Source organism: Planktothrix sp. FACHB-1365, assembly GCF_014697575.1.
Classification (GTDB): domain Bacteria; phylum Cyanobacteriota; class Cyanobacteriia; order Cyanobacteriales; family Microcoleaceae; genus Planktothrix.
The window spans coordinates 14,510-33,598 of record NZ_JACJSC010000032.1; the positions used below are offsets into that span (position 1 = coordinate 14,510).

Consider the following 19,089-nt stretch of genomic DNA (forward strand, 5'->3'; position numbering starts at 1 on the left):
CAATTATTACCAATCATTGAAATAAAAAAGCAAAGGATTATCAACACTAAAACAAGTAGATCCATCCAAAACTTGATGAGTTTCATTTATATAGTCCTGACATTGATCAGCTACTATATCTATCTCATGATTTTGAAAGTCTGAATCTTCCTTTTGTTTTTTTATAATTTCATACAATAAATAATTATATGTTTCATTAATTTCTTCATGCTGTTGCTGGGCTACTTCCTCTATATAATAATGATCTTCATCATCTAAACCAAAATAGCTATGTTGTTCCTCCGCCCATTTATCTACTTCGTTATGCTCATTAGATTCTTCTTCTGTTAAATAATCTGTTTCCATTTCATATTGTTGCATTACCAAATTATGCTCTAAATTAAGCTCATCTAGGGTTTCTTTTATATATTCATCTTGGTTTTGTTCAATAAAATAATGAGCATCTTCAACATTTCTTATCGTCTTTCCTAAAACAATTACTTTAACTTCCTTTGCTCCTGCTTCAAGTAACAATGTTTTACAAACTTGAATCGAACTTCCTGTTGTTAATACGTCATCCATCAAGATCACTTTTTTGTCTTGGATTACTGATGAATTAGCTACCTTAATAGATTTTAAATGATTGTCTTTAGTGCGATTACGACTTGAATTTTGAAAACGTTCAAGACAGGAAACTGCATCAGTAAAGTTGATGTATGACTTGACTAATTGTTTAGCTAACTCACGAATACCTGAAGATGAATTAGCAGATGTATGAGGGGGAACAGTAGTAATAGCAATATCTTCATCACTCAAGAAATATTTAAGTTCTTTGAGAAAAAAATTAATTGCATCATATTTTCCATCTTTCAGTTCCAAGATAGTATGACTATATTCATTAAAATACTCATTATCTTCATAGCAATTTTCATAGTAAATATATCGAGGATGATAGAAACCTAAATAAAAAACATCTGGTAAATCATTAAAAGTTTTCATAATTTTTGTTTTAACGCAAGTAATTCTTTCGGAGCAGATTCTGGTCAGCTATAATCCTAGATAACCTTCGAGGAAAAGTATTAATCATGGTAGTCCGTCAACCCCGCTATAGCAAGGAAGAATTTGCCCAACGTGGCGATCTGATTTACCAAACTCAAATACGCCCACAAGTGGAATTGGATAATCATGGCAAAATCGTAGCGATCGACCTTGAAACTGGAGACTTTGAAGTTGATGCTAGTGAAATAGCTGCTTGCGATCGCCTTGAAGCTCGTCATCGGGATGCTCAAATCTGGATTGTTCGTGTTGGTTCTCGCCACGTTCGCCGATTTGGTGGACGTACAAAAAAAGCAATATGATCATTCGAGGGTAAATGAAGATTCTGCTAGATACTCACATCTTTATTTTTGTAAAATCTGCCATCAGTGGCTATACTCAATTATATCTAAAATCGATCAAGTTATTACTTTTTCATTCCTAATCTTTCTGCTAAACCTCAAACGAGGAGATTGTCAAATGGCATTGGCTGAACTCATGTCACAAATCCAAGAACTTCCAAAAATCGACAAGCTTCGATTGATGCAGTTTCTGGCAACAGAACTGGTCAAAGAAGAAGATGCAAACTTCTTTGTTGCAAACCAAGAGTATCCGGTCTGGTCGCCGTACAATTGTTCTGAGGCTGCTAATGTCCTGATGAATCTTCTGGCGACAAAGCAGCAAGAGAAGAATGGTTAATGCTCAAGTCAGTTCATTTCCAAGGGTAAACCTAGCATTTGCCTGGACACGAGCAACCGATATACCTTTGATTTTAGGACAGGCTAATTTCTTCTTCGAGTTTGAGGTCTGTTTCTTCCGCGCGCGTTCTGAATTTGAAATTCGTCCTAAGCAAAGTTGATAGCAATTTCTACACAGATGGTGTGGATAAAATTGTCTTTCGCAAGTTATTGGGAAGTGTTGCCGCATAACAATCCCGTTTGACGTTGATCCGCTTCCTGCTCATTCATCTGAGCTAGGATAAAAGAGTAGGCATCAAAAGCTGGCCAATACCAATCTAGGAAGCGATCAAACAAAACAGGCAACTTATTCCAATTAATAAATATAACAATAGCTGGCAGCGACTTAAAAAGAGCCATTGCCAGTCTAAAGGATTTGTACGTTAAAACAGCGTACAACAGTCATTAAATTCAGTCTGAGGATTAAATAGAAGACGATAATCCTATGATTCTTCTTCTTCGTCTCCCGCTTCAACTTGTTTGAGGTGAATATGCTTACGTCCTAGAGAAATTTCAAATTCATCACCAGGATTCAAATCCATTTGTTTTGTATAAGCCGCACCAATTAACAAGTTACCATTTGACTGAACACTAATCCGATAACTAGCGGAGCGTCCACCCCGTCCATTTCCTTGTTGTTTGCCATCTAACTCAATTCCCTCTGCATCAATCAGAGCATTCAGGAATTTCATCATGTTGACGCGCTCAACATTGTTTTTAGTCAGGGTGTAGTAACCACATTCTCTAGCTTTCTCTTCTTTGCTCAGATGTTCAAGTCCTTTGACTTTATCGAGTAAAGCTTCTCCGGTCAGAGGCTGAGGTTGAGGATCAGAACTTTTCTTTTTAACCATTAACTGTTCCTGTAAATATTTTGCAAAAGGTCTTGACTTTTTCCTGGGATGGCTGATCAGTCATCCAGGTTGTTTAGCTAGATCGCTACTTGAGAAACTATATTACACTAATTAACGAAATTGTTCACCTGTTTCTTAAATTTTTTAACAGATCTAATCGAGATCAAGGAGTTGAGTGGAAGGGTGGGACATCCAACACCTGACCATCACCTTCAGCTATCAGCTTGTCAGCAATAGTATCGATCTCCATCGCATCAAGTCAAACCCCCCTTTCAACAGAAAACTTACCTGTCCAGACTGATGAGAAGTTATCAACTCCAGACTAAACTCTTGGGAGGGGGTTATTACTGCCATTTTCCTGTGAGTTGTCGCGAATTCCTTTTAGGTATGCTCAACTTGGTAGAATCTGTCAAGACCATCTTTACCCTTTAAAACTCAATTGCAAAGTTATTTATTTTATTACCGAGGATGAAGTTAACTACACGGGGACACTATAGCGTTAAAGCCTTACTCGATCTATCCTTACAACGGGGGATCGGGCCGACTTCTGTAAACGCGATCGCACAGCGCCAAAATATTCCTGCACCTTATTTAGAAAAACTCCTAATTGAGATGCGACGATCAGGGTTAGTTGAATCAGTTCGAGGAGCTCAAGGAGGCTATCAATTGGCAAAATCTCCAGCCCAAATCTCCCTGGGACAAATCTTAGAAGCAGTAGGAGAAACCATTGAACCTTTACCCCGCCATCAAGCGGATATTGAACAAGCAGAAGATTGGGTAACTTTTACCCTGTGGAATCGCTTACACCAAAAGCTCAAAGAGGCTCTCTATGGGATTTCCCTCGAAGATCTCTATTATGATGCTCGCAGTTGGCAAGCTGCACAAGGGGAAGAAACAAGTTTTGTTGTTTAGAGAATTTTGAATCCGAGAATCTTCCCCCAAGATCCAGTGTCCTTTTCAATTTATCCTTTGTCCATGACGGATTTTAATTCCCTGATCATTTTATTCATTGCTGCTGGATTAGATTATCTCATTGGAGATCCCCAAAGTTGGTTTCATCCAGTGCAGGGGATGGGGTGGGTAATTACTCACTATACGCAATTTTTCTTTAAACACTTAAACCAACCCATAATCCTTCGAGTTGCAGGGGTATTCCTCACTCTGATTGTCGTGTTAGGAAGTGCCTTGACAGCGGCTTTAATTGGATATGGTGTGCAAGCATTAGTCGTTCAATTTCCCTGGAATCCAATTTTGAGCATTGCAGTAGAAAGTATTCTCTTGGCCAGTTGTTTTGCAGGTCGAAGTTTAAGGGATGCCTCCGAGGATGTTCTGTACTGGATTGATCAAAAAGATTTAGTCACGGCTCGTCAACGATTAAGTTGTTATGTGGGTCGAGATACGGAAAGCCTATCCGAGTCAGAAATCCTTAGAGCCGTTTTGGAAACGGTCACAGAAAATGCCACCGATGGTGTTATGGCTCCTTTATTTTATGCCCTAATTGGTGCTCTATTTCCAGTTGTGGGTAGTGTCCCTCTTGCTTTTGCCTACAAAGCCGCCAGCACCCTCGATTCTATGGTGGGTTATCGAGAAGCACCTTACAACGATATCGGATGGTTTAGTGCCAAATTAGAAGATGTTTTAACGTGGCTTCCCTGTCGATTAACGGTAATCACAATTGCTATCTTATCAGGAAAACCTAAATCTGTTTTAAACATTTGTCAACGAGATGCCGTTTTTGATCCGAGTCCCAATGCTGGATGGAGTGAATGTGCTTATGCTGCCGCTTTAGGAGTACAACTTGGAGGACAAAATTCCTATCGCGGGGTAATCAAACACAAACCTTTATTGGGAGATCCCCAACAACCGATTACATTTACCACGATTGAACACGCATTACAACTGACTCGATATAGTTTTTTAATCGCGTTAGGATTATTTACAGGGGCATTTATCCTTTGGCGCCTGGGAAACTAATCCCGAATATCTTTAAAAAACTCAAGATTGTTAATCTTTAATCCAATATGACAAAAATTGTTGAAATTCTATCGGCGACTGAACTCCGGCGAACCCTCAACCGAATGGCTTCCCAAATTGTAGAAAAATATGGGGATTTAGAAAATTTAGTTTTATTGGGAATCTATACCAAGGGGGTTCCCTTAGCAAAACTTTTAGCTCACCAAATTGAGGTCTTAGAACAGGTTTCGGTTTCTGTGGGTGCGTTAGATATTACGTTTTATCGAGATGATTTGGATCAAGTCGGAATGCGAACGCCTGAAAAAACCACCATTCCCTTTGACTTGACGGGGAAAACCGTTGTTTTAGTGGATGATGTCATTTATAAAGGGAGAACCATTCGCGCCGCCCTTAACGCCGTGATTGATTATGGTCGTCCTGAAACCATTGGGTTAGCTGTTCTTGTAGATCGAGGTCATCGTCAACTTCCCATTCACCCCGATTTTATTGGAAAAATACTCCCCACCGCTAAAGAAGAACAGGTGAAAGTTTATTTAGAAGACCTGGATGGACGAGATGCGGTTGAGTTGTTGTCTCCGACTTCTTAGGGTGTAGGGTGTGTAAGCGACAAGCGCACGCACCATTACCATCGTTCTTAGGGTGTAGGGTGTGTAAGCGACAAGCGCACGCACCATTACCATCGTTCAACCGTCAACAGCCAACCCAAATAAGTGATACTGTTAAAAGTTGAGTCCTGTTGAAACGAAATTTCTGTATGACTGATTCTACTCAAATTGAAAGCCGCAAAGCAGATCACCTGCGGATTTGCTTAGAAGAAGATGTGCAGTTTCGACAAACAACAACGGGATTAGAACGTTATCATTTTACCCATTGTTGTTTACCGGATTTAAACCGCAGTGAAATTGAAATCACAACCTCGTTTTTAGGTAAAATATTAGGAGCGCCGTTCTTAATTTCCTCCATGACCGGGGGAACACAACCAGCAAAATTAATTAATCATCGGTTAGCGGCTGTCGCTCAACACTATAATATTGCTATGGGGGTAGGTTCCCAACGGGTGGCGGTAGAAAATCCTGATGTGGCTGATACCTTTGCCGTGCGATCCGTTGCTCCTGATATTTTACTTTTTGCCAATTTAGGAGCCGTTCAGCTAAATTATCAATATGGTTTAGAAGAATGTCGAAAAACCATTGATTTATTAGCAGCCGATGCCTTAATTTTACATCTTAATCCCTTACAAGAATGTATTCAAACCGAAGGCGATACCAACTTTAGAGGATTACTCCCTAAAATCGAACAATTATGTGCTCAACTTCCTGTTCCTGTGATTGCTAAAGAAGTCGGTAATGGCATTAATGCAGCCCTGGCAAAACAATTAATCGAAGCCGGAGTTGCTGCCATTGACGTTGCAGGCGCAGGCGGCACATCTTGGGCTAAAATTGAAGGGGAACGCGCTCAAGACCCCTTACAACGTCGCCTAGGGGAAACCTTTGCTAATTGGGGAATCCCGACGGCTGATTGTATTAGCAAAATTCGCGAACTTTCCCCTGATATTCCGTTAATTGCTTCCGGGGGATTACGCAATGGTTTAGAAGCGGCAAAAGCCATCGCCTTGGGTGCAAATTTAGCTGGGTTAGCATGGCCGTTTTTGCAAGCCGCTGCTGAATCTGAAGCAGCCGTCTATACTTTAGTTGAAATTTTACAAGCTGAACTGATTACGGTTCTTTTTTGTACGAATAATCGTACCCTTTCTGAACTGCAAACATCAGGAGCATTAACTCTGGAAAAATAAAAAAATCCTAGGGGGATTAAGCTCCCCTCTCCTCCCTCCTAATTGAAATTAATTACAATAGATTTAACCCTATCCCTAAATCATAATTATGAAAGATTTTTTCAAGTTTACATTAGCAAGTTTATTAGGAAATTTAATCGGACTTGTCTTAATTACCACAATGGGAATTGGCGGATTAATTTTCCTGATTATTATGAGTGCGAGTCAAGATTCAGGGCCACAAGTTAAGGATAAATCTGTATTAGTATTTGATTTATCCTTAAGTGTTAGTGATACGGGCCCTAATCCCTCCACTTCAGAAGCACTACAACAAGCGTTATCCGAAAATACTCCCACAGAAATTCAATTAAGAACCTTAGTTCAAAGTATTGATCAAGCCAGCAAAGATGACAAAATTATCGCCCTTTATTTGCAAGGAACCAATAGTCCCACCTCCGCAGGATTAGCTAATTTAAAAGAAATTCGTCAAGCCTTACAACGGTTTAAAGAGAGTGGGAAAACCATTATTGCTTATGATATGGACTGGACAGCACCGGAATATTATTTAGCTTCCGTGGCGAATCAAGTCATTGTTAATCCTTTAGGGTCTTTAGATATTAAAGGCTTGAGTTCTCAAGTCATGTTTTTAACAGGTGCATTAGAAAAATATGGCATTGGCGTGCAAGTTACACGGGTGGGGAAATATAAATCAGCCGTTGAACCTTTTTTACTCAAAAAATTCAGTCCTGAAAGTCGGCAACAAACCCAACAATTGTTAGGGAATATTTGGGGAGAATGGTTAAGAACAATTGCCCCTAGTCGTCAAGTTACACCCCAACAGTTACAAGCTTTTTCTAATACGGAAGGCATTTTATTAGCAAATACCGCTTTAAAAGCAAAGCTGGTAGATCAGATTGCTTATGGTGATGAAGTAGTTACTAACTTCAAAAAAATAACAGGAGAATCTCAAGAAGAGGATAAGCAATTTCGCCAAATCAGTATTACTTCCTATTCAAAACTACCTGAAGTTGCTAAAAACAATAGTGGCGATAAAAATAGCGATAATAAAATTGCCATTGTTTATGCTGAGGGTGAAATTGTCGATGGAAAAGGAACCTCAACTCAAATTGGAGGGGATCGGTTAGCCAAAGAATTAAGAAAACTTCGCTTAGATGAAAAGGTAAAAGCAGTAGTTTTACGGGTTAATAGTCCAGGGGGAAGTGCCACAGCATCAGAGGTAATTGGACGGGAAATAGAACTGATCCGCAAGCAAAAACCTGTAATTGTTTCCATGGGAAATTATGCGGCTTCCGGGGGATATTGGATTTCAATGGGTGCGGATAAAATTTTTGCCGAAACCAATACCATTACCGGATCAATTGGGGTGTTTGGATTATTATTTAATATTCAAGATATTTCTAATCAAAATGGCATTACTTGGGATATTGTTAAAACAGGTAAATTTGCCGATATTCAAAGCATTAGTCGTCCGAAAACCCCAGAAGAATTAGCAAAACTACAACGGATTGTAGACTTAATTTATGAACGATTTGTTTCTCATGTAGCCACCAATCGCAAATTACCCAAGACTAAAGTTCAAGAAATTGCTCAAGGGCGAGTTTGGTCAGGATCGCAAGCCAAACAGTTAGGGTTAGTCGATGAAATTGGAGGGTTAGATGCCGCGATCGCAGCAGCCGTTAAAAAAGCAAACTTAGGAGATAATTGGACATTACAAGAAGCCCCGAAACCTCGAAGCTTAGAAGAACGAATCTTAGAAAATTTAGCCGGAGAAAATACCACCGCCACAACTCCTGTTGATCCCTTAACGCAGGAATTTCTCAGACTTAAAGAGGAATTATCGACCCTGACAACAATGAATGATCCCAAAGGAATTTATGCTCGTTTACCCTTTAATTTAAGAATTGAATAAAGAAATCGTAAAGATTAATTAACGATTGGTGGGTTTGGTATTGAAAATCTTAAAGATTAACCCTACAATCATTAAAACATAAACAGATTCTGAAATTTTCCCCTCCCTATAGGTCTATAAACCTAGAGATTGATGTCTCCAACAATCTACATCCAGTGACATTAAAATTTTCCCTCTGTTTTTAGGAGATTCTCATGACATTACCCTCAAAAAAGGCTCCGACCATTGGACTTGTGGAAGTACCCGCCCTGGGATTATATGACGAAGAGGGGCATAATTGGACGGCCTTATATCGACGGAATACTCTACTCAGTAAGCAGGTTTTAATGGCTGACTTACAAGCGGGGGGTTTCGATGCTCAATTGGTTAATCTCAAAGATGGTGATTGTCGAGAACCCTTTGGAGAAGTGACCTGGAAAGGCATGAATCTGACCAAAGCTTATGTGGGGCGACGGATTTTTGATGTCGATCCAGACGCTTATGATGCTTGGGGTGTTACCGTTAACTACACCCAAGAACGCCAAGTCACCTGTATGACCATCGCCCATCTCGCCAGTAAAGGCAAACCCGTTGTTGTGGGCGGTTCTGATGCTATTGCTGAACCCGAACATTACCTAAAAGCGGGTGCAACAGCCATCGTCACTGATAAATCCGGTGCAGCCAATTGGCCGATTTTTGACGATGTAGTGGGAAAAACGCCACGAGAAAAGCTGACGGGTGTGCTTTTTGCGGATGGTCGTTCTTATCCCAACCGTACTAAAGCCATGAGCCCCGATGAGTGGGCACTGCCATCGGTGGACGTAGCCCAGCAATGTTTGGGCCAAGAATATTCAGAAGAGCCCTTTATTGAAGACCTTGTACCCATCGGCTCAGTCTATCCTGATATTGGGTGCGATCGCAAATGTGACTTCTGCCAAACCCCAACTTACACATCAGGCTTTCGGCGGATGTCACCGGAAACCACCCTCAAATGGATTGCTCGTCAGAAGGAAGCTGGGGCAAAATGTACCGTGATGGGTTCTGATCAATTTCTCGGTCGCGTTTTGTTTCCAGAGGGACGAGAAGAAGTTCTAAAAATTACTAAAGGCGCCAGAGAAATTGGAATGCCTCTGTTGTGGCCCAATGGTTTAGAACTGAGAAAAGCGACTTTAGGCCGAGGACGCAACTACGATCATACAGACCTCACACCGGATGAAGAATTAATCGAAGCCCTTTGGGGATGGGATGGCAAAGTTGGGGGTTTTCTCGGTTATATTCCCGCCGAACGTCCGGTTTTTGGCCGAGAATCCTATGCAAAGCTTCTCCCTTGGCGGCAACATTGTGAGATGATGCGAGCCATTGTTCGAGTCGGTCTTCCGGTGATTGTCTATGGTTTTATCATTGGATTTCCTGATGACAACCATGACAGTTTATCGCGTCTTGAAGAAGCGATTTTAGAACTCCATCAACAACTCCGAGAAATTAACCCCGATTTAGAATTTCAAGTTGCTTCCTATTCCATTTCTCCCATACCCGGAACACCCCAAGGCGAAAATATCCGTAAATCGGGTTTATTGCGCTTTGATGATCCCTCAATTGTGGGGGGTTTATGGACGCCCTGTTGTGACACCCACCACCTCAGTTATGAAGAGATTTCTGAGTGGCAATTTCGATTAGCTCAAATTGGCAAAGCTGAATCTAAATTGATTAACTATCATGGCGGACTGACCAAACTATCAACCGCTAGTTAAACAGAAATTCTACCCAGTTATACAAAAATGAGACCTAATCCTATCCCCCCACAACCCGGTCAAGAATCCGTTTGGGATTATCCCCGTCCTGCTATTTTGGAAGATACGAATAAACATCTGAAGGTGATTTGTAAGGGGATTATTTTAGCCGAAACCAATAGAGGCAAAAGAGTCTTAGAAACTAGCCATCCTCCAACTTATTACTTTCCCCCAGAAGACATTAAATTAGAACATCTGATTGCAACACCCAAAAAAGGATTGTGTGAATGGAAAGGGCGATATCAATATTACGATATCAGCATCGGTGATCAATATATTAACCATGCCGCTTGGCGCTATTTTGAACCGACCCCCGATTTTGAGTCGATTCAAGAATACTATGGTTTTATTGCTAGTTTAATGGATGCTTGCTATGTTAACGATGAGCAAGTAATCCCTCAACCTGGGGACTTTTATGGGGGATGGATTACGGCTGATATTGTTGGGCCGTTTAAAGGTAGCCCTGGGACTTATGGATGGTAAGTCATGAAAATTGAAGTCATTAAAATAGATGATTTGGCAATTCATGAACATCATCTTGATATCTCCTATCGTGCCGATCAATTTCGATTTTCCACGAAAGTTTTTTATCATGATGTCTCATTTTCAGCACTGATAGAAAAGTATTCTCAACCCTTAATAGAACGGATTACTGCCCATATTGCCTTATTTGAAGGCATGAAATTCTGTTCTTTATTTCCCAAATATTACGATATTTCCCAAATTTCCCCCCATTTGGAAAAGCCTGTTTTAGATTTATTTATCAAAATCTATCAAGGCGTATTTGGTCAACATTGGTATGAAAATAATATTACCAATTATCAACATCCCGAAATCATTTATTCACAAACATTAGGAGAAAGTTATCCGGTTTCAATTTTAGGGAATAATCATACAATTCTGACAGGTTGTGGAGGAGGCAAAGATAGTATTTTAGCAATGAAAATGTTGCAAGAAGCCGATCTTCCTTTTGCTTCTATGCAATATTCCCATAGTGTTTATGGCAAAGCTGATTTACAACATCAATTAATTGCTCAAGTATTGGAAAATGTTCAACCCATTAAAAGCCATAAAATCTCAATTTTTGATGATTTTATTGATTTTCCTTTTTTTGAACTTTATTTTCCAAAAAATTCAGGAATTACCGCCCCAGAAACCCCAGTTTCTATTTTTGAATCCTTAATTTTAATGCTGGATGGAGGATACAATTATTTATGTTTAGCCCATGAAAAAAGTGCTAATACAGGAAATCTGTTTTGGTCAGAAATCGGACAAGAAGTTAATCATCAATGGGGTAAAAGTCTGGAAGCTGAACAAATTTTAGATCACTTTATTCGAGATCATCTTTTATCTAATTTTAAATATTTTAGCATTTTACAACCCATTTACGATTTCCGCATTTTTCAAAATTTAAGTAAATATCCCGAAGTCATTTCCAAAATCCATTCCTGTAATATCCAAAAACCTTGGTGTAAAACCTGTCCCAAATGTGCTTATGTTTGGTTGGGGTTAATGGCTTTTTGTCAGCCAGAACAAGTTGATGCTGTGTTTCAATCTAACTTGTTTGATGATCAAGATTTACAGCCTACATTTCGAGAAATGTTAGGTTTATCAACCCATACTCCGTTTGAATGTATTGGCGAAATCGATGAAAGCCGTTTACTGATGAAAAAATGCTTTGAAAAAGGTTTATCGGGTAAAGCCTTAGAAATGTTTGCTCAAACGATTCTTTCCGATCTTTCGATAGATTGGCAAAATATCGAACAAAAGTATAATTTTATTTACTCCAAAGAACACGCTATTCCAGAGCAGATATTTGCTAAAATAAAAGATAAGTTATAAACCGAGTTCTACCCGTCTTACAACTCATGTTTCATGAATGATTCTCAACCCAAAATCCGCATTCAACATCTGATCAAAATCTATGGAGAAAATTGTCGTGATGCACTGAAACTATTTTCCCAAGGCGCAAACCGAGAGGCGATTTTGCAAGCAACGGGTCAGGTTTTGGGTATTGCAGATGTGTCTTTTACCATTAACCCAGGTGAAATTTTTGTGGTGATGGGGTTGTCCGGTTCGGGTAAATCGACTCTAATTCGTTGTATTAATCGTTTGATTACTCCAACCAGTGGACACATTTATATTGATGATGAGGATATTGCCTATATTGATGAAAAACGTATTCGTCAAATTCGTCTCACTAAAATATCAATGGTGTTTCAGCATTTTGGCTTATTTCCCCATCGAACCGTCGCTGATAACGTAGAATACGGGCTGAAGTTACGCGGAATCAGCAAAACCCAACGTCGGAAAAAAGCCTTGGAAGCCTTGGAAGTGGTTGGGCTGGCTCAATGGGCCGACTACCGACCCTCGGCTTTGAGTGGGGGAATGCAGCAACGGGTGGGACTGGCTCGTGCGTTGGCCACAGATGCTGAGATTTTACTGATGGATGAACCCTTTAGTGCCCTCGACCCCTTAACTCGCCGGGAGATGCAAAATGAATTATTAAGACTTCAGAAAGAGTTGAACAAAACTATCGTTTTTATTACTCATGATACTCCCGAAGCTTTAAAATTAGGCGATCGCATTGCGGTAATGAAAGAAGGAGTAATTGTTCAGCTTGCGACTCCTGAAGAACTATTAAATCAACCGACTAATGATTATATCCGGGATTTTATTCAAGATGTTAATCGAGGACAAATTCTCAAAGCAGGAACCATTACCCGTCCAACCATTTCCTTGATTCTCGGTGAAGATTTAGATCAACTCGCACTCCAACAGATACAAAGCTCAAACAAAGAGCGAATCTATATACTCAATCCTAACAAAGAACCTGTTGGTTTTCTTGATCCACAACAGCTTGATCTCGCAATTCAACAAGACGTTAAAAATATTACTCAATTCATGGAAACTAACTTTTCTAAAGTTTCAGAAACTGTACCTTTAGAAGATGTTTTTCACCTTTACCACCATGAACAAAACCTAGTCGTGGTTGATGAAGCCGGAAAATTTAAAGGAGTTTTAAAACCCACAGATATCCTCGCTAGTTTAAGCAAGTTTAGCGATAATTTTAACTAAAAAAATCGTAATTCGTAATTCGTAATTCGTAATTCGTAATATGTTCAAATATTCAAGAGTAAAACTATTAAAAACGTTAATTTTAACAATTCTATTGTTAATCGGTTTAATCAATTTTTCCTCCTTAGCACAAACCACAACTGATTCAAATCTGCCTGGAAAAGGCGTGATGATTCGTTCCGCAACAAGTGATTGGATTGACGATCGATTTCAAGCTGAAATTATTAATATAGGCTTAGAGAAACTCGGTTACAAAATAGTGCCCCTGATAGCAGCAACTTATCCGGCTGTCTATACCGCAGTGGCGAATGGAGATTTAGATTTTGCGCCCATTTTTGGAGATCCTGGACATAATGAATTTTATAAAAATGCGGGCGGTGACAAAAAATTAGAGAAAGTGGGTCTACTGTTTCCCCTGATTCAAGGTTATCAAATTGATAAAAAAACGGCTGATCAATATAAAATTACTAACTTACAACAATTTCAAGATCCGCGTATTGCCAAGATCTTTGATACCGATGGAGATGGGAAAGCAGATCTCGTAGGTTGCGATCCCGGTTGGAGTTGTGAGTTAGAAATGGATTATCATTTAGATGCTTATAAACTGCGGGATACTGTAGAAATTAATAAAGGAAATTATACCGCCTTAATTGCAGATGCTTTAACTCGTTATAAACAAGGAAAACCAGTTTTTTTGTATGCTTATAGTCCGTTCTGGTTGGGTGATATTCTGAAAGTAAATCAAGATGTTATCTGGTTAGAAGTTCCTTTTACTGCTGTTCGCCCAGGTTATGGAAAAGTAACTGAAAAAGATACATCTGTCAATGGTAAAAATCTGGGAATGGTTCAAGGAAAATATCGAGTAATTGCTAATCAGAAATTTTTAGAAAATAATCCATCTATTCGACGTTTTTTTGAACTCGTTAAAATTCCTTCTGAAGATATGGCTAGAGAAAGTTCTCGCATTAAACAAGGTGAAAATAAACCCCAAGATATTCGTCGTCATGCTGAAGAATGGATTAAGGAGAATCAAACCCAATTTGAAGGGTGGCTTAATCAAATTAAGCAGATTAATAACAATCCCGAAGCACCATCATCAACTATCCCGAATCCAACTAACCCAGAAGCTTTAAACAAGTTAAATATTCTATTAAATCCCTTCCAACTTTACACAATTCCTCTCGCTCAGTGGATTACCACCGCCATTAATTTCCTAGTAGACCACTTTCGCCCCTTTTTCCAAGCCATTCGGATTCCGATTAGTTGGGTACTCGAAGAAATTCGCCGTTTATTGTTAACTATTCCTCCGCTTATTTTCCTGCTGCTGTTGGGTTTGACAACTTGGAAACTAGCTGGGCGAAGAGTCGGAATTTTTAGCGTACTTTCCCTTACCTTAATTGGTTTTATGGGACAGTGGGAAGCAGCAATGATTTCCCTGGCTTTGGTGATTACGGCGGTGATCTTTTGTATTCTTGTGGGGATTCCGTTGGGTGTGGCTTGTGCACGCAGTAACCGATTTGAACAAGGGTTTCTTCCCCTTCTTGATGTGATGCAAACTTTACCCACTTTTGTCTATTTAGTTCCGGTAATTATGTTATTTGGAATTGGAGAAGTTCCGGGGGTAATTGCTACAATTATCTACGCCCTTCCTCCCTTAATTCGGTTTACAAATTTGGGGATTCGACAAGTCTCAACCGAGTTTGTTGAGGTGGGTTATGCGTTTGGTTCAACGCCTAGACAAATCCTCTGGGATGTGCAAATTCCTCTGGCTATCCCGACGATTTTGGCGGGAGTCAATCAAACCGTATTATTCTCTCTGGGGATGTCGGTTATTGCTTCCATGATTGCAGTTCCAGGGCTGGGTTTAACGGTATTACAAGGGATGGGACGCTTGGATGTGGGGATGGCGGCGGTGGGGGGACTGGCAATTGTTTTGTTGGCTATTTTACTCGATCGAATTACTCAAGCCATTGGAAAGGTGAATTAGGAATTACGAATTACGAATTACGAATTACGAATTAGGAGAAAAATTGCCCATAAAAAGCCAAAAGCATAGCTGCGATCGCACCGATTAAGGTATTAATAAAATTCACAATTTCATTGGTTAACCAGGTAAACTTGGTTTGTAAGGTTGCCCCAATTACACTTTCTAAATTTGTGGCAATAAACGCGGCAATGACACACCCAAGAATTCCCCAAGGATTAATTAAACCTATACTCCAGCCCAAAACAGAAACAATAATAGAAGCCAAAACACCTGCTAATGTTCCTTCTAAACTGACAGCCCCTTCTGTCCCTCTAGGAACGGGTTTTAAGGTGGTAATTAAAAACGTACTTTTGCCATAGGCTTTACCAATTTCACTTCCACAGGTATCGGATAATTTTGTACTAAAACTGGCAACATATCCTAATAATAATAGCGGAATCCAAGGCTGTAGTTCAACTGCATCAGGAAAAAAACCCTCTAGGACAAATACTCCTAACGCACATAATGTGGCGGTTAACGCCGAACCCCAGACATTTTCTGGCCCCCTAGCCCCCCCTCGTTTTTCTGCAATTCCGGCGGCTTCTTTTTGGGCTTTTCCAATGCGAGTCACACCCGACCCCACTACAAAATAAAACACTACAATTACATAACCTTGCCATCCTAAACACCCCCAAATTAGTACCCCCAACAGCCAAGCGTGCAGCCATCCGGCGGTGGTTAATAAGGTTTTGGCTAAAATTACCCCTAAACTAATTAAAACTGTATTTAAAGCGATCGCAAATAGCCAAGGATTAAGCCACACTAATTCATAAATCATGATTTGGATCTCAAAATGATGAACAAAACCTTATTCCATCTTGCCTTTCCCGTGAACAATATTGAAGAAACAAAAGCTTTTTATGGGGAAGGGTTAGGCTGTCAACTGGGACGAGAAACCGCCAATTCGATTATTATGAACCTTTATGGTCATCAAATTGTTGCCCATGTTAGTAAAGACACCCTAACACCCCAAAACGGGATTTATCCCCGACATTTTGGGTTAGTCTTTACCTCGGAAGCCGACTGGGAAACCCTCTTAGACCGTGCCCAACAAAATCATCTTAAATTTTACCAAGACCCTAAACGCCGTTTTCCGAGTTTACCCACCGAACACCGCACCTTTTTCTTAGAAGATCCCTTTGGGAATTTTTTAGAGTTTAAATATTATTGTTATCCCGAAGCGGTGTTCGGTTGTAACGAATACGCTCAAGTCGGAGACGTTTAAAATTCGGTTTGTTACCCGTTGTGATGTGAAACCATAGCGGGTGATACCGGAGTGGGGAGGGTTTTTAACGGTGTATTTAAGGCTTCCTCAACCCGAACTAAACACTTTGGATCATTGACCATCCAGGAGTGAACTAAAACATTTACAATAAATTCTTGACCAATGGGCATTTGAGAACTTTGAGCCGGAACAATCATGCTGTCATAGGGTGTCCAAATTGAGGTAAAATTAATTCGGTCTAAGGTTTCTAAATCTCGATTTAAGTCTTGTAAAAACGGACAATTTGAACGCATTTGAGATGCAGCTAAGGTGGGGTAAAGGTATCCGGTTAAAGTGCCATGATGAGGGGAGGAAATGGTGATGAAACGTTGAACTCGTTCAATCCCGCCTAACCTTTGGACATAGTAACGGCTAACAATTCCTCCCATACTAAAGCCGATTAAATCAATCGGTTGTTCGGCGGGGAAAGTTTGAGTCACATAATCTGCAACTTGTTTGGCTAATACTTCTAATCCTAATCGGCCATCATTAGGAATGAGATTCAAACTATGGACATTCCATCCCCGTTGAGTTAGACGGGCTGTCATGGTTTTAAAAATAGCTTTAGTATCAAAAATACCATGAATCAATAAAACCGGATTGCGAAGGGTGCTGTTATTCATCGGATCAACACGAGATTAATCTGGTTCCAACTTAGACTATCACAAACCCTACCCGACTACGGGATATGACACTCCGGGAATTGGATGTCAGGAAATGGGCAACCGAGAACAGGCCACCTGCAAGAGATTCTGAGAAATTTGTAAATAAACGCAAAGATTTAACAGAATTATGGCGGAAAAAGCCCAATACAGGGGGTTCTCCTGGGAATAAATGTAACGAAATGTAAATTTTTATCGACAAATCTTTCATTCTTCCTTAATCTATCGTTAAGGCTAAAGCTTTAAAGTTGTTAAAAATACGGACGGAGTAAGCATAATGTTAGGTAAACTATTCAATTCTAAAAAAGAAGAATATTTTTTAGAGTTTGACGAAGCGAAAGACAAGCAGGCTCCTCAACCTGAGTCTAAACCTGCACCAGAACCTCAAACAAAAGCAGAAAAATCTGCAAAGACTAAAACCCCATCGGCTCCATCGGCGCAACCTCAAACCACCACCGTTGTTCCTCCTCAACCTAAACCCGCCCCTGCTAAGGAACCCGCACCCCTCAACCCGGGACAAGTTAAAACACCTGCGGGGATGACCTTCGCCCCAGATAATTTAATGCCGAACTCCTCTACTCCTCGCCGGGGGCCAGGGCCGAGTATGGCAATGTTTACAAATATGGCAGGTCAGATGAATCGTTCTTAATCAATATCAATCTTTCAGAACAATTTTTCAAGCCTTTAGACCCCCCTAACCTGATTGAAACGGCTAGGGGGGTTGTTCTCTTTCTTAGGGATGAAAAATATCCAAAAATCGGGGGAATTTTATTGAGAATTCAGCAAATTCTTGTAGAAAGCAAGAGGTCTTGTATAATAGAGTCGTGTGACACATCCATCAATAGAGAACCCTGAGTGCCAAGGGTGCGAAATAATCTACTTAATTTTTGACGATGCTCATCGATAATCGTGTCGTCACATCCCAGTTCAATTTATAACGCTCACTCAAGCGTCAAAACCTCACTCATCTCAGGGATTGGAACTGGCGTAGATTGAGTAAAAAACTGACTTCCCCTAAACTTAGGGTTTCCAAGTCAGAGAATTTCTCACAATTTATGGAGGATGCTACCATGCCTCCAAGGTAGGCGATTTCAGGGATGATTATGACAAAAGATACCGATCTGATCAAAAGTCTAAGCCCCAGCGCCATGGATCAGATCATGTTATATCTGGCCTTTAGCGCGATGCGAACCAGTGGACATCGACATGGGGCTTTCCTGGATGCAGCCGCAACGGCGGCAAAATGCGCTATCTATATGACTTATATGGAACAGGGAAAAAACCTGAGAATGACAGGACACCTGCACCATATTGAACCGAAGCGAGTTAAAGTGATTGTTGAGGAAGTTCAACAAGCATTAACCGAAGGTAAACTGTTAAAAATGTTGGGGTCTCAAGAACCTCGATATTTGATTCAGTTTCCCTATGTTTGGTTAGAACATTATCCTTGGCAACCCGGTAAATCTCGCATTTCCGGTAGTAGTTTAACCTCAGAAGAAAAACGGGTTATTGAAAGTAAACTCCCGAAATATTTACCCGATGCTCAATTAATTAATTCCTTTCAATTTATGGAATTAATTGAATTTTTGCATAGGCGTTCTCAAGAAGATTTAGAACCCAGTCGCAGAATGCCTTTAAGTGAAGCTTTAGCAGAACATATTAAGCGACGTTTAACTTATTCTGAAACAGTTATTAAAATAGAATCTCCTTGGGGAATGCCCTTTTATGCCTTGAATCGTTCTTCCTATTCTCCAGAAGATCAGGAAGAACGGACTTATATTATGGTTGAAGATACGGCTAGATATTTCAGATTAATGAAAGATTGGGCTGAACGTCAACCCAGGGTGATGAGGGTTTTAGAAGAGTTAGATATTCCTCCTGAACGAATTGATCAAGCCATTGAAGAATTAGATGAAATTATTCGTCAATGGGCTGATCGATATCATGAAAAAGGGGGAGAACCGATGGTGGTACAAATGGTATTTGGGCCAAAAGGAGAGGATTAAAAAGCAA

Annotated in this window: 20 protein-coding genes; 15 read left to right on the top strand and 5 right to left on the bottom strand. The window is 40.1% G+C overall.

What is annotated here, in order from left to right; genetic code table 11:
* Positions 1–6: 6 nt before the first annotated feature.
* Positions 7–978, bottom strand: a complete 972-nt coding sequence (locus H6G57_RS24135) for a ComF family protein (RefSeq protein ID WP_190523284.1) — start codon at positions 976–978, stop codon at positions 7–9.
* Between the two features lie 86 nt (positions 979–1,064).
* Here H6G57_RS24135 and H6G57_RS24140 point away from each other — a divergent pair, with 86 nt between their 5' ends.
* Both H6G57_RS24140 and H6G57_RS24145 read left to right on the top strand, forming a co-directional pair.
* Positions 1,065–1,337 (top strand): hypothetical protein, encoded by a 273-nt coding sequence (locus tag H6G57_RS24140; protein WP_190523285.1) that lies wholly within the window; start codon positions 1,065–1,067, stop codon positions 1,335–1,337.
* A gap of 157 nt (positions 1,338–1,494) precedes the next feature.
* Positions 1,495–1,713: a hypothetical protein gene (locus tag H6G57_RS24145; protein WP_083617457.1), complete on the top strand. Its 219-nt coding sequence runs from the start codon at positions 1,495–1,497 to the stop codon at positions 1,711–1,713.
* Between the two features lie 206 nt (positions 1,714–1,919).
* On the opposite strand, the gene H6G57_RS24150 is transcribed toward H6G57_RS24145, so the two are convergent.
* Complete coding sequence (locus tag H6G57_RS24150) at positions 1,920–2,111, bottom strand: hypothetical protein (RefSeq protein ID WP_190523286.1); 192 nt, start codon at positions 2,109–2,111, stop codon at positions 1,920–1,922.
* A gap of 83 nt (positions 2,112–2,194) precedes the next feature.
* The gene (locus H6G57_RS24155; protein WP_072719612.1) at positions 2,195–2,602 is read right to left on the bottom strand and encodes an AbrB family transcriptional regulator; all 408 of its coding nucleotides are present in this window, start codon (positions 2,600–2,602) and stop codon (positions 2,195–2,197) included.
* Positions 2,603–3,070: 468 nt separating this feature from the next.
* On the opposite strand from H6G57_RS24155, the gene H6G57_RS24160 reads away from it, so the two are divergent.
* The 10 genes from H6G57_RS24160 to proX all read left to right on the top strand — a co-directional run bounded on the left by H6G57_RS24160 (position 3,071) and on the right by proX (position 15,111).
* The gene (locus tag H6G57_RS24160) at positions 3,071–3,514 is read left to right on the top strand and encodes an RrF2 family transcriptional regulator (RefSeq protein WP_072719613.1); all 444 of its coding nucleotides are present in this window, start codon (positions 3,071–3,073) and stop codon (positions 3,512–3,514) included.
* 63 nt (positions 3,515–3,577) lie between these two features.
* Complete coding sequence (gene cbiB, locus H6G57_RS24165) at positions 3,578–4,576, top strand: adenosylcobinamide-phosphate synthase CbiB (RefSeq protein ID WP_190523287.1); 999 nt, start codon at positions 3,578–3,580, stop codon at positions 4,574–4,576.
* A gap of 47 nt (positions 4,577–4,623) precedes the next feature.
* Complete coding sequence (pyrR, locus tag H6G57_RS24170) at positions 4,624–5,163, top strand: bifunctional pyr operon transcriptional regulator/uracil phosphoribosyltransferase PyrR (RefSeq protein ID WP_190523288.1); 540 nt, start codon at positions 4,624–4,626, stop codon at positions 5,161–5,163.
* A gap of 167 nt (positions 5,164–5,330) precedes the next feature.
* Entirely contained in the window at positions 5,331–6,368 is a 1,038-nt protein-coding gene (gene fni / locus H6G57_RS24175) for a type 2 isopentenyl-diphosphate Delta-isomerase (protein ID WP_190523289.1), read from the top strand.
* An 88-nt stretch (positions 6,369–6,456) separates the two neighbouring features.
* Positions 6,457–8,277: a signal peptide peptidase SppA gene (gene sppA / locus H6G57_RS24180; protein ID WP_190523290.1), complete on the top strand. Its 1,821-nt coding sequence runs from the start codon at positions 6,457–6,459 to the stop codon at positions 8,275–8,277.
* A gap of 194 nt (positions 8,278–8,471) precedes the next feature.
* A complete protein-coding gene (locus tag H6G57_RS24185; RefSeq protein WP_190523292.1) occupies positions 8,472–10,007 on the top strand; it encodes a radical SAM protein in 1,536 nt (511 codons plus the stop codon).
* Positions 10,008–10,034: 27 nt separating this feature from the next.
* Positions 10,035–10,529 (top strand): DUF427 domain-containing protein, encoded by a 495-nt coding sequence (locus H6G57_RS24190; RefSeq protein ID WP_190523294.1) that lies wholly within the window; start codon positions 10,035–10,037, stop codon positions 10,527–10,529.
* Between the two features lie 3 nt (positions 10,530–10,532).
* Positions 10,533–11,888: a hypothetical protein gene (locus H6G57_RS24195; RefSeq protein ID WP_190523296.1), complete on the top strand. Its 1,356-nt coding sequence runs from the start codon at positions 10,533–10,535 to the stop codon at positions 11,886–11,888.
* Positions 11,889–11,921: 33 nt separating this feature from the next.
* Complete coding sequence (locus H6G57_RS24200) at positions 11,922–13,124, top strand: glycine betaine/L-proline ABC transporter ATP-binding protein (protein ID WP_190523298.1); 1,203 nt, start codon at positions 11,922–11,924, stop codon at positions 13,122–13,124.
* Between the two features lie 40 nt (positions 13,125–13,164).
* Positions 13,165–15,111 carry a glycine betaine/L-proline ABC transporter substrate-binding protein ProX gene (gene proX / locus H6G57_RS29210; protein ID WP_242049079.1) on the top strand — a complete coding sequence of 649 codons (1,947 nt, stop codon included), beginning with the start codon at positions 13,165–13,167 and terminating at the stop codon, positions 15,109–15,111.
* A gap of 31 nt (positions 15,112–15,142) precedes the next feature.
* On the opposite strand, the gene H6G57_RS24215 is transcribed toward proX, so the two are convergent.
* The gene (locus tag H6G57_RS24215) at positions 15,143–15,928 is read right to left on the bottom strand and encodes a TIGR00297 family protein (protein ID WP_190523300.1); all 786 of its coding nucleotides are present in this window, start codon (positions 15,926–15,928) and stop codon (positions 15,143–15,145) included.
* 18 nt (positions 15,929–15,946) lie between these two features.
* On the opposite strand from H6G57_RS24215, the gene H6G57_RS24220 reads away from it, so the two are divergent.
* Positions 15,947–16,375 (top strand): VOC family protein, encoded by a 429-nt coding sequence (locus H6G57_RS24220; protein ID WP_190523359.1) that lies wholly within the window; start codon positions 15,947–15,949, stop codon positions 16,373–16,375.
* An 11-nt stretch (positions 16,376–16,386) separates the two neighbouring features.
* Here H6G57_RS24220 and H6G57_RS24225 read toward each other — a convergent pair whose 3' ends face one another.
* Positions 16,387–17,037: an alpha/beta fold hydrolase gene (locus H6G57_RS24225; protein ID WP_190523302.1), complete on the bottom strand. Its 651-nt coding sequence runs from the start codon at positions 17,035–17,037 to the stop codon at positions 16,387–16,389.
* Between the two features lie 316 nt (positions 17,038–17,353).
* On the opposite strand from H6G57_RS24225, the gene H6G57_RS24230 reads away from it, so the two are divergent.
* Both H6G57_RS24230 and hetR read left to right on the top strand, forming a co-directional pair.
* Entirely contained in the window at positions 17,354–17,725 is a 372-nt protein-coding gene (locus tag H6G57_RS24230; protein WP_190523304.1) for a hypothetical protein, read from the top strand.
* A 454-nt stretch (positions 17,726–18,179) separates the two neighbouring features.
* Complete coding sequence (hetR, locus tag H6G57_RS24235; protein WP_072720060.1) at positions 18,180–19,082, top strand: heterocyst differentiation master regulator HetR; 903 nt, start codon at positions 18,180–18,182, stop codon at positions 19,080–19,082.
* Positions 19,083–19,089 lie beyond the last annotated feature (7 nt).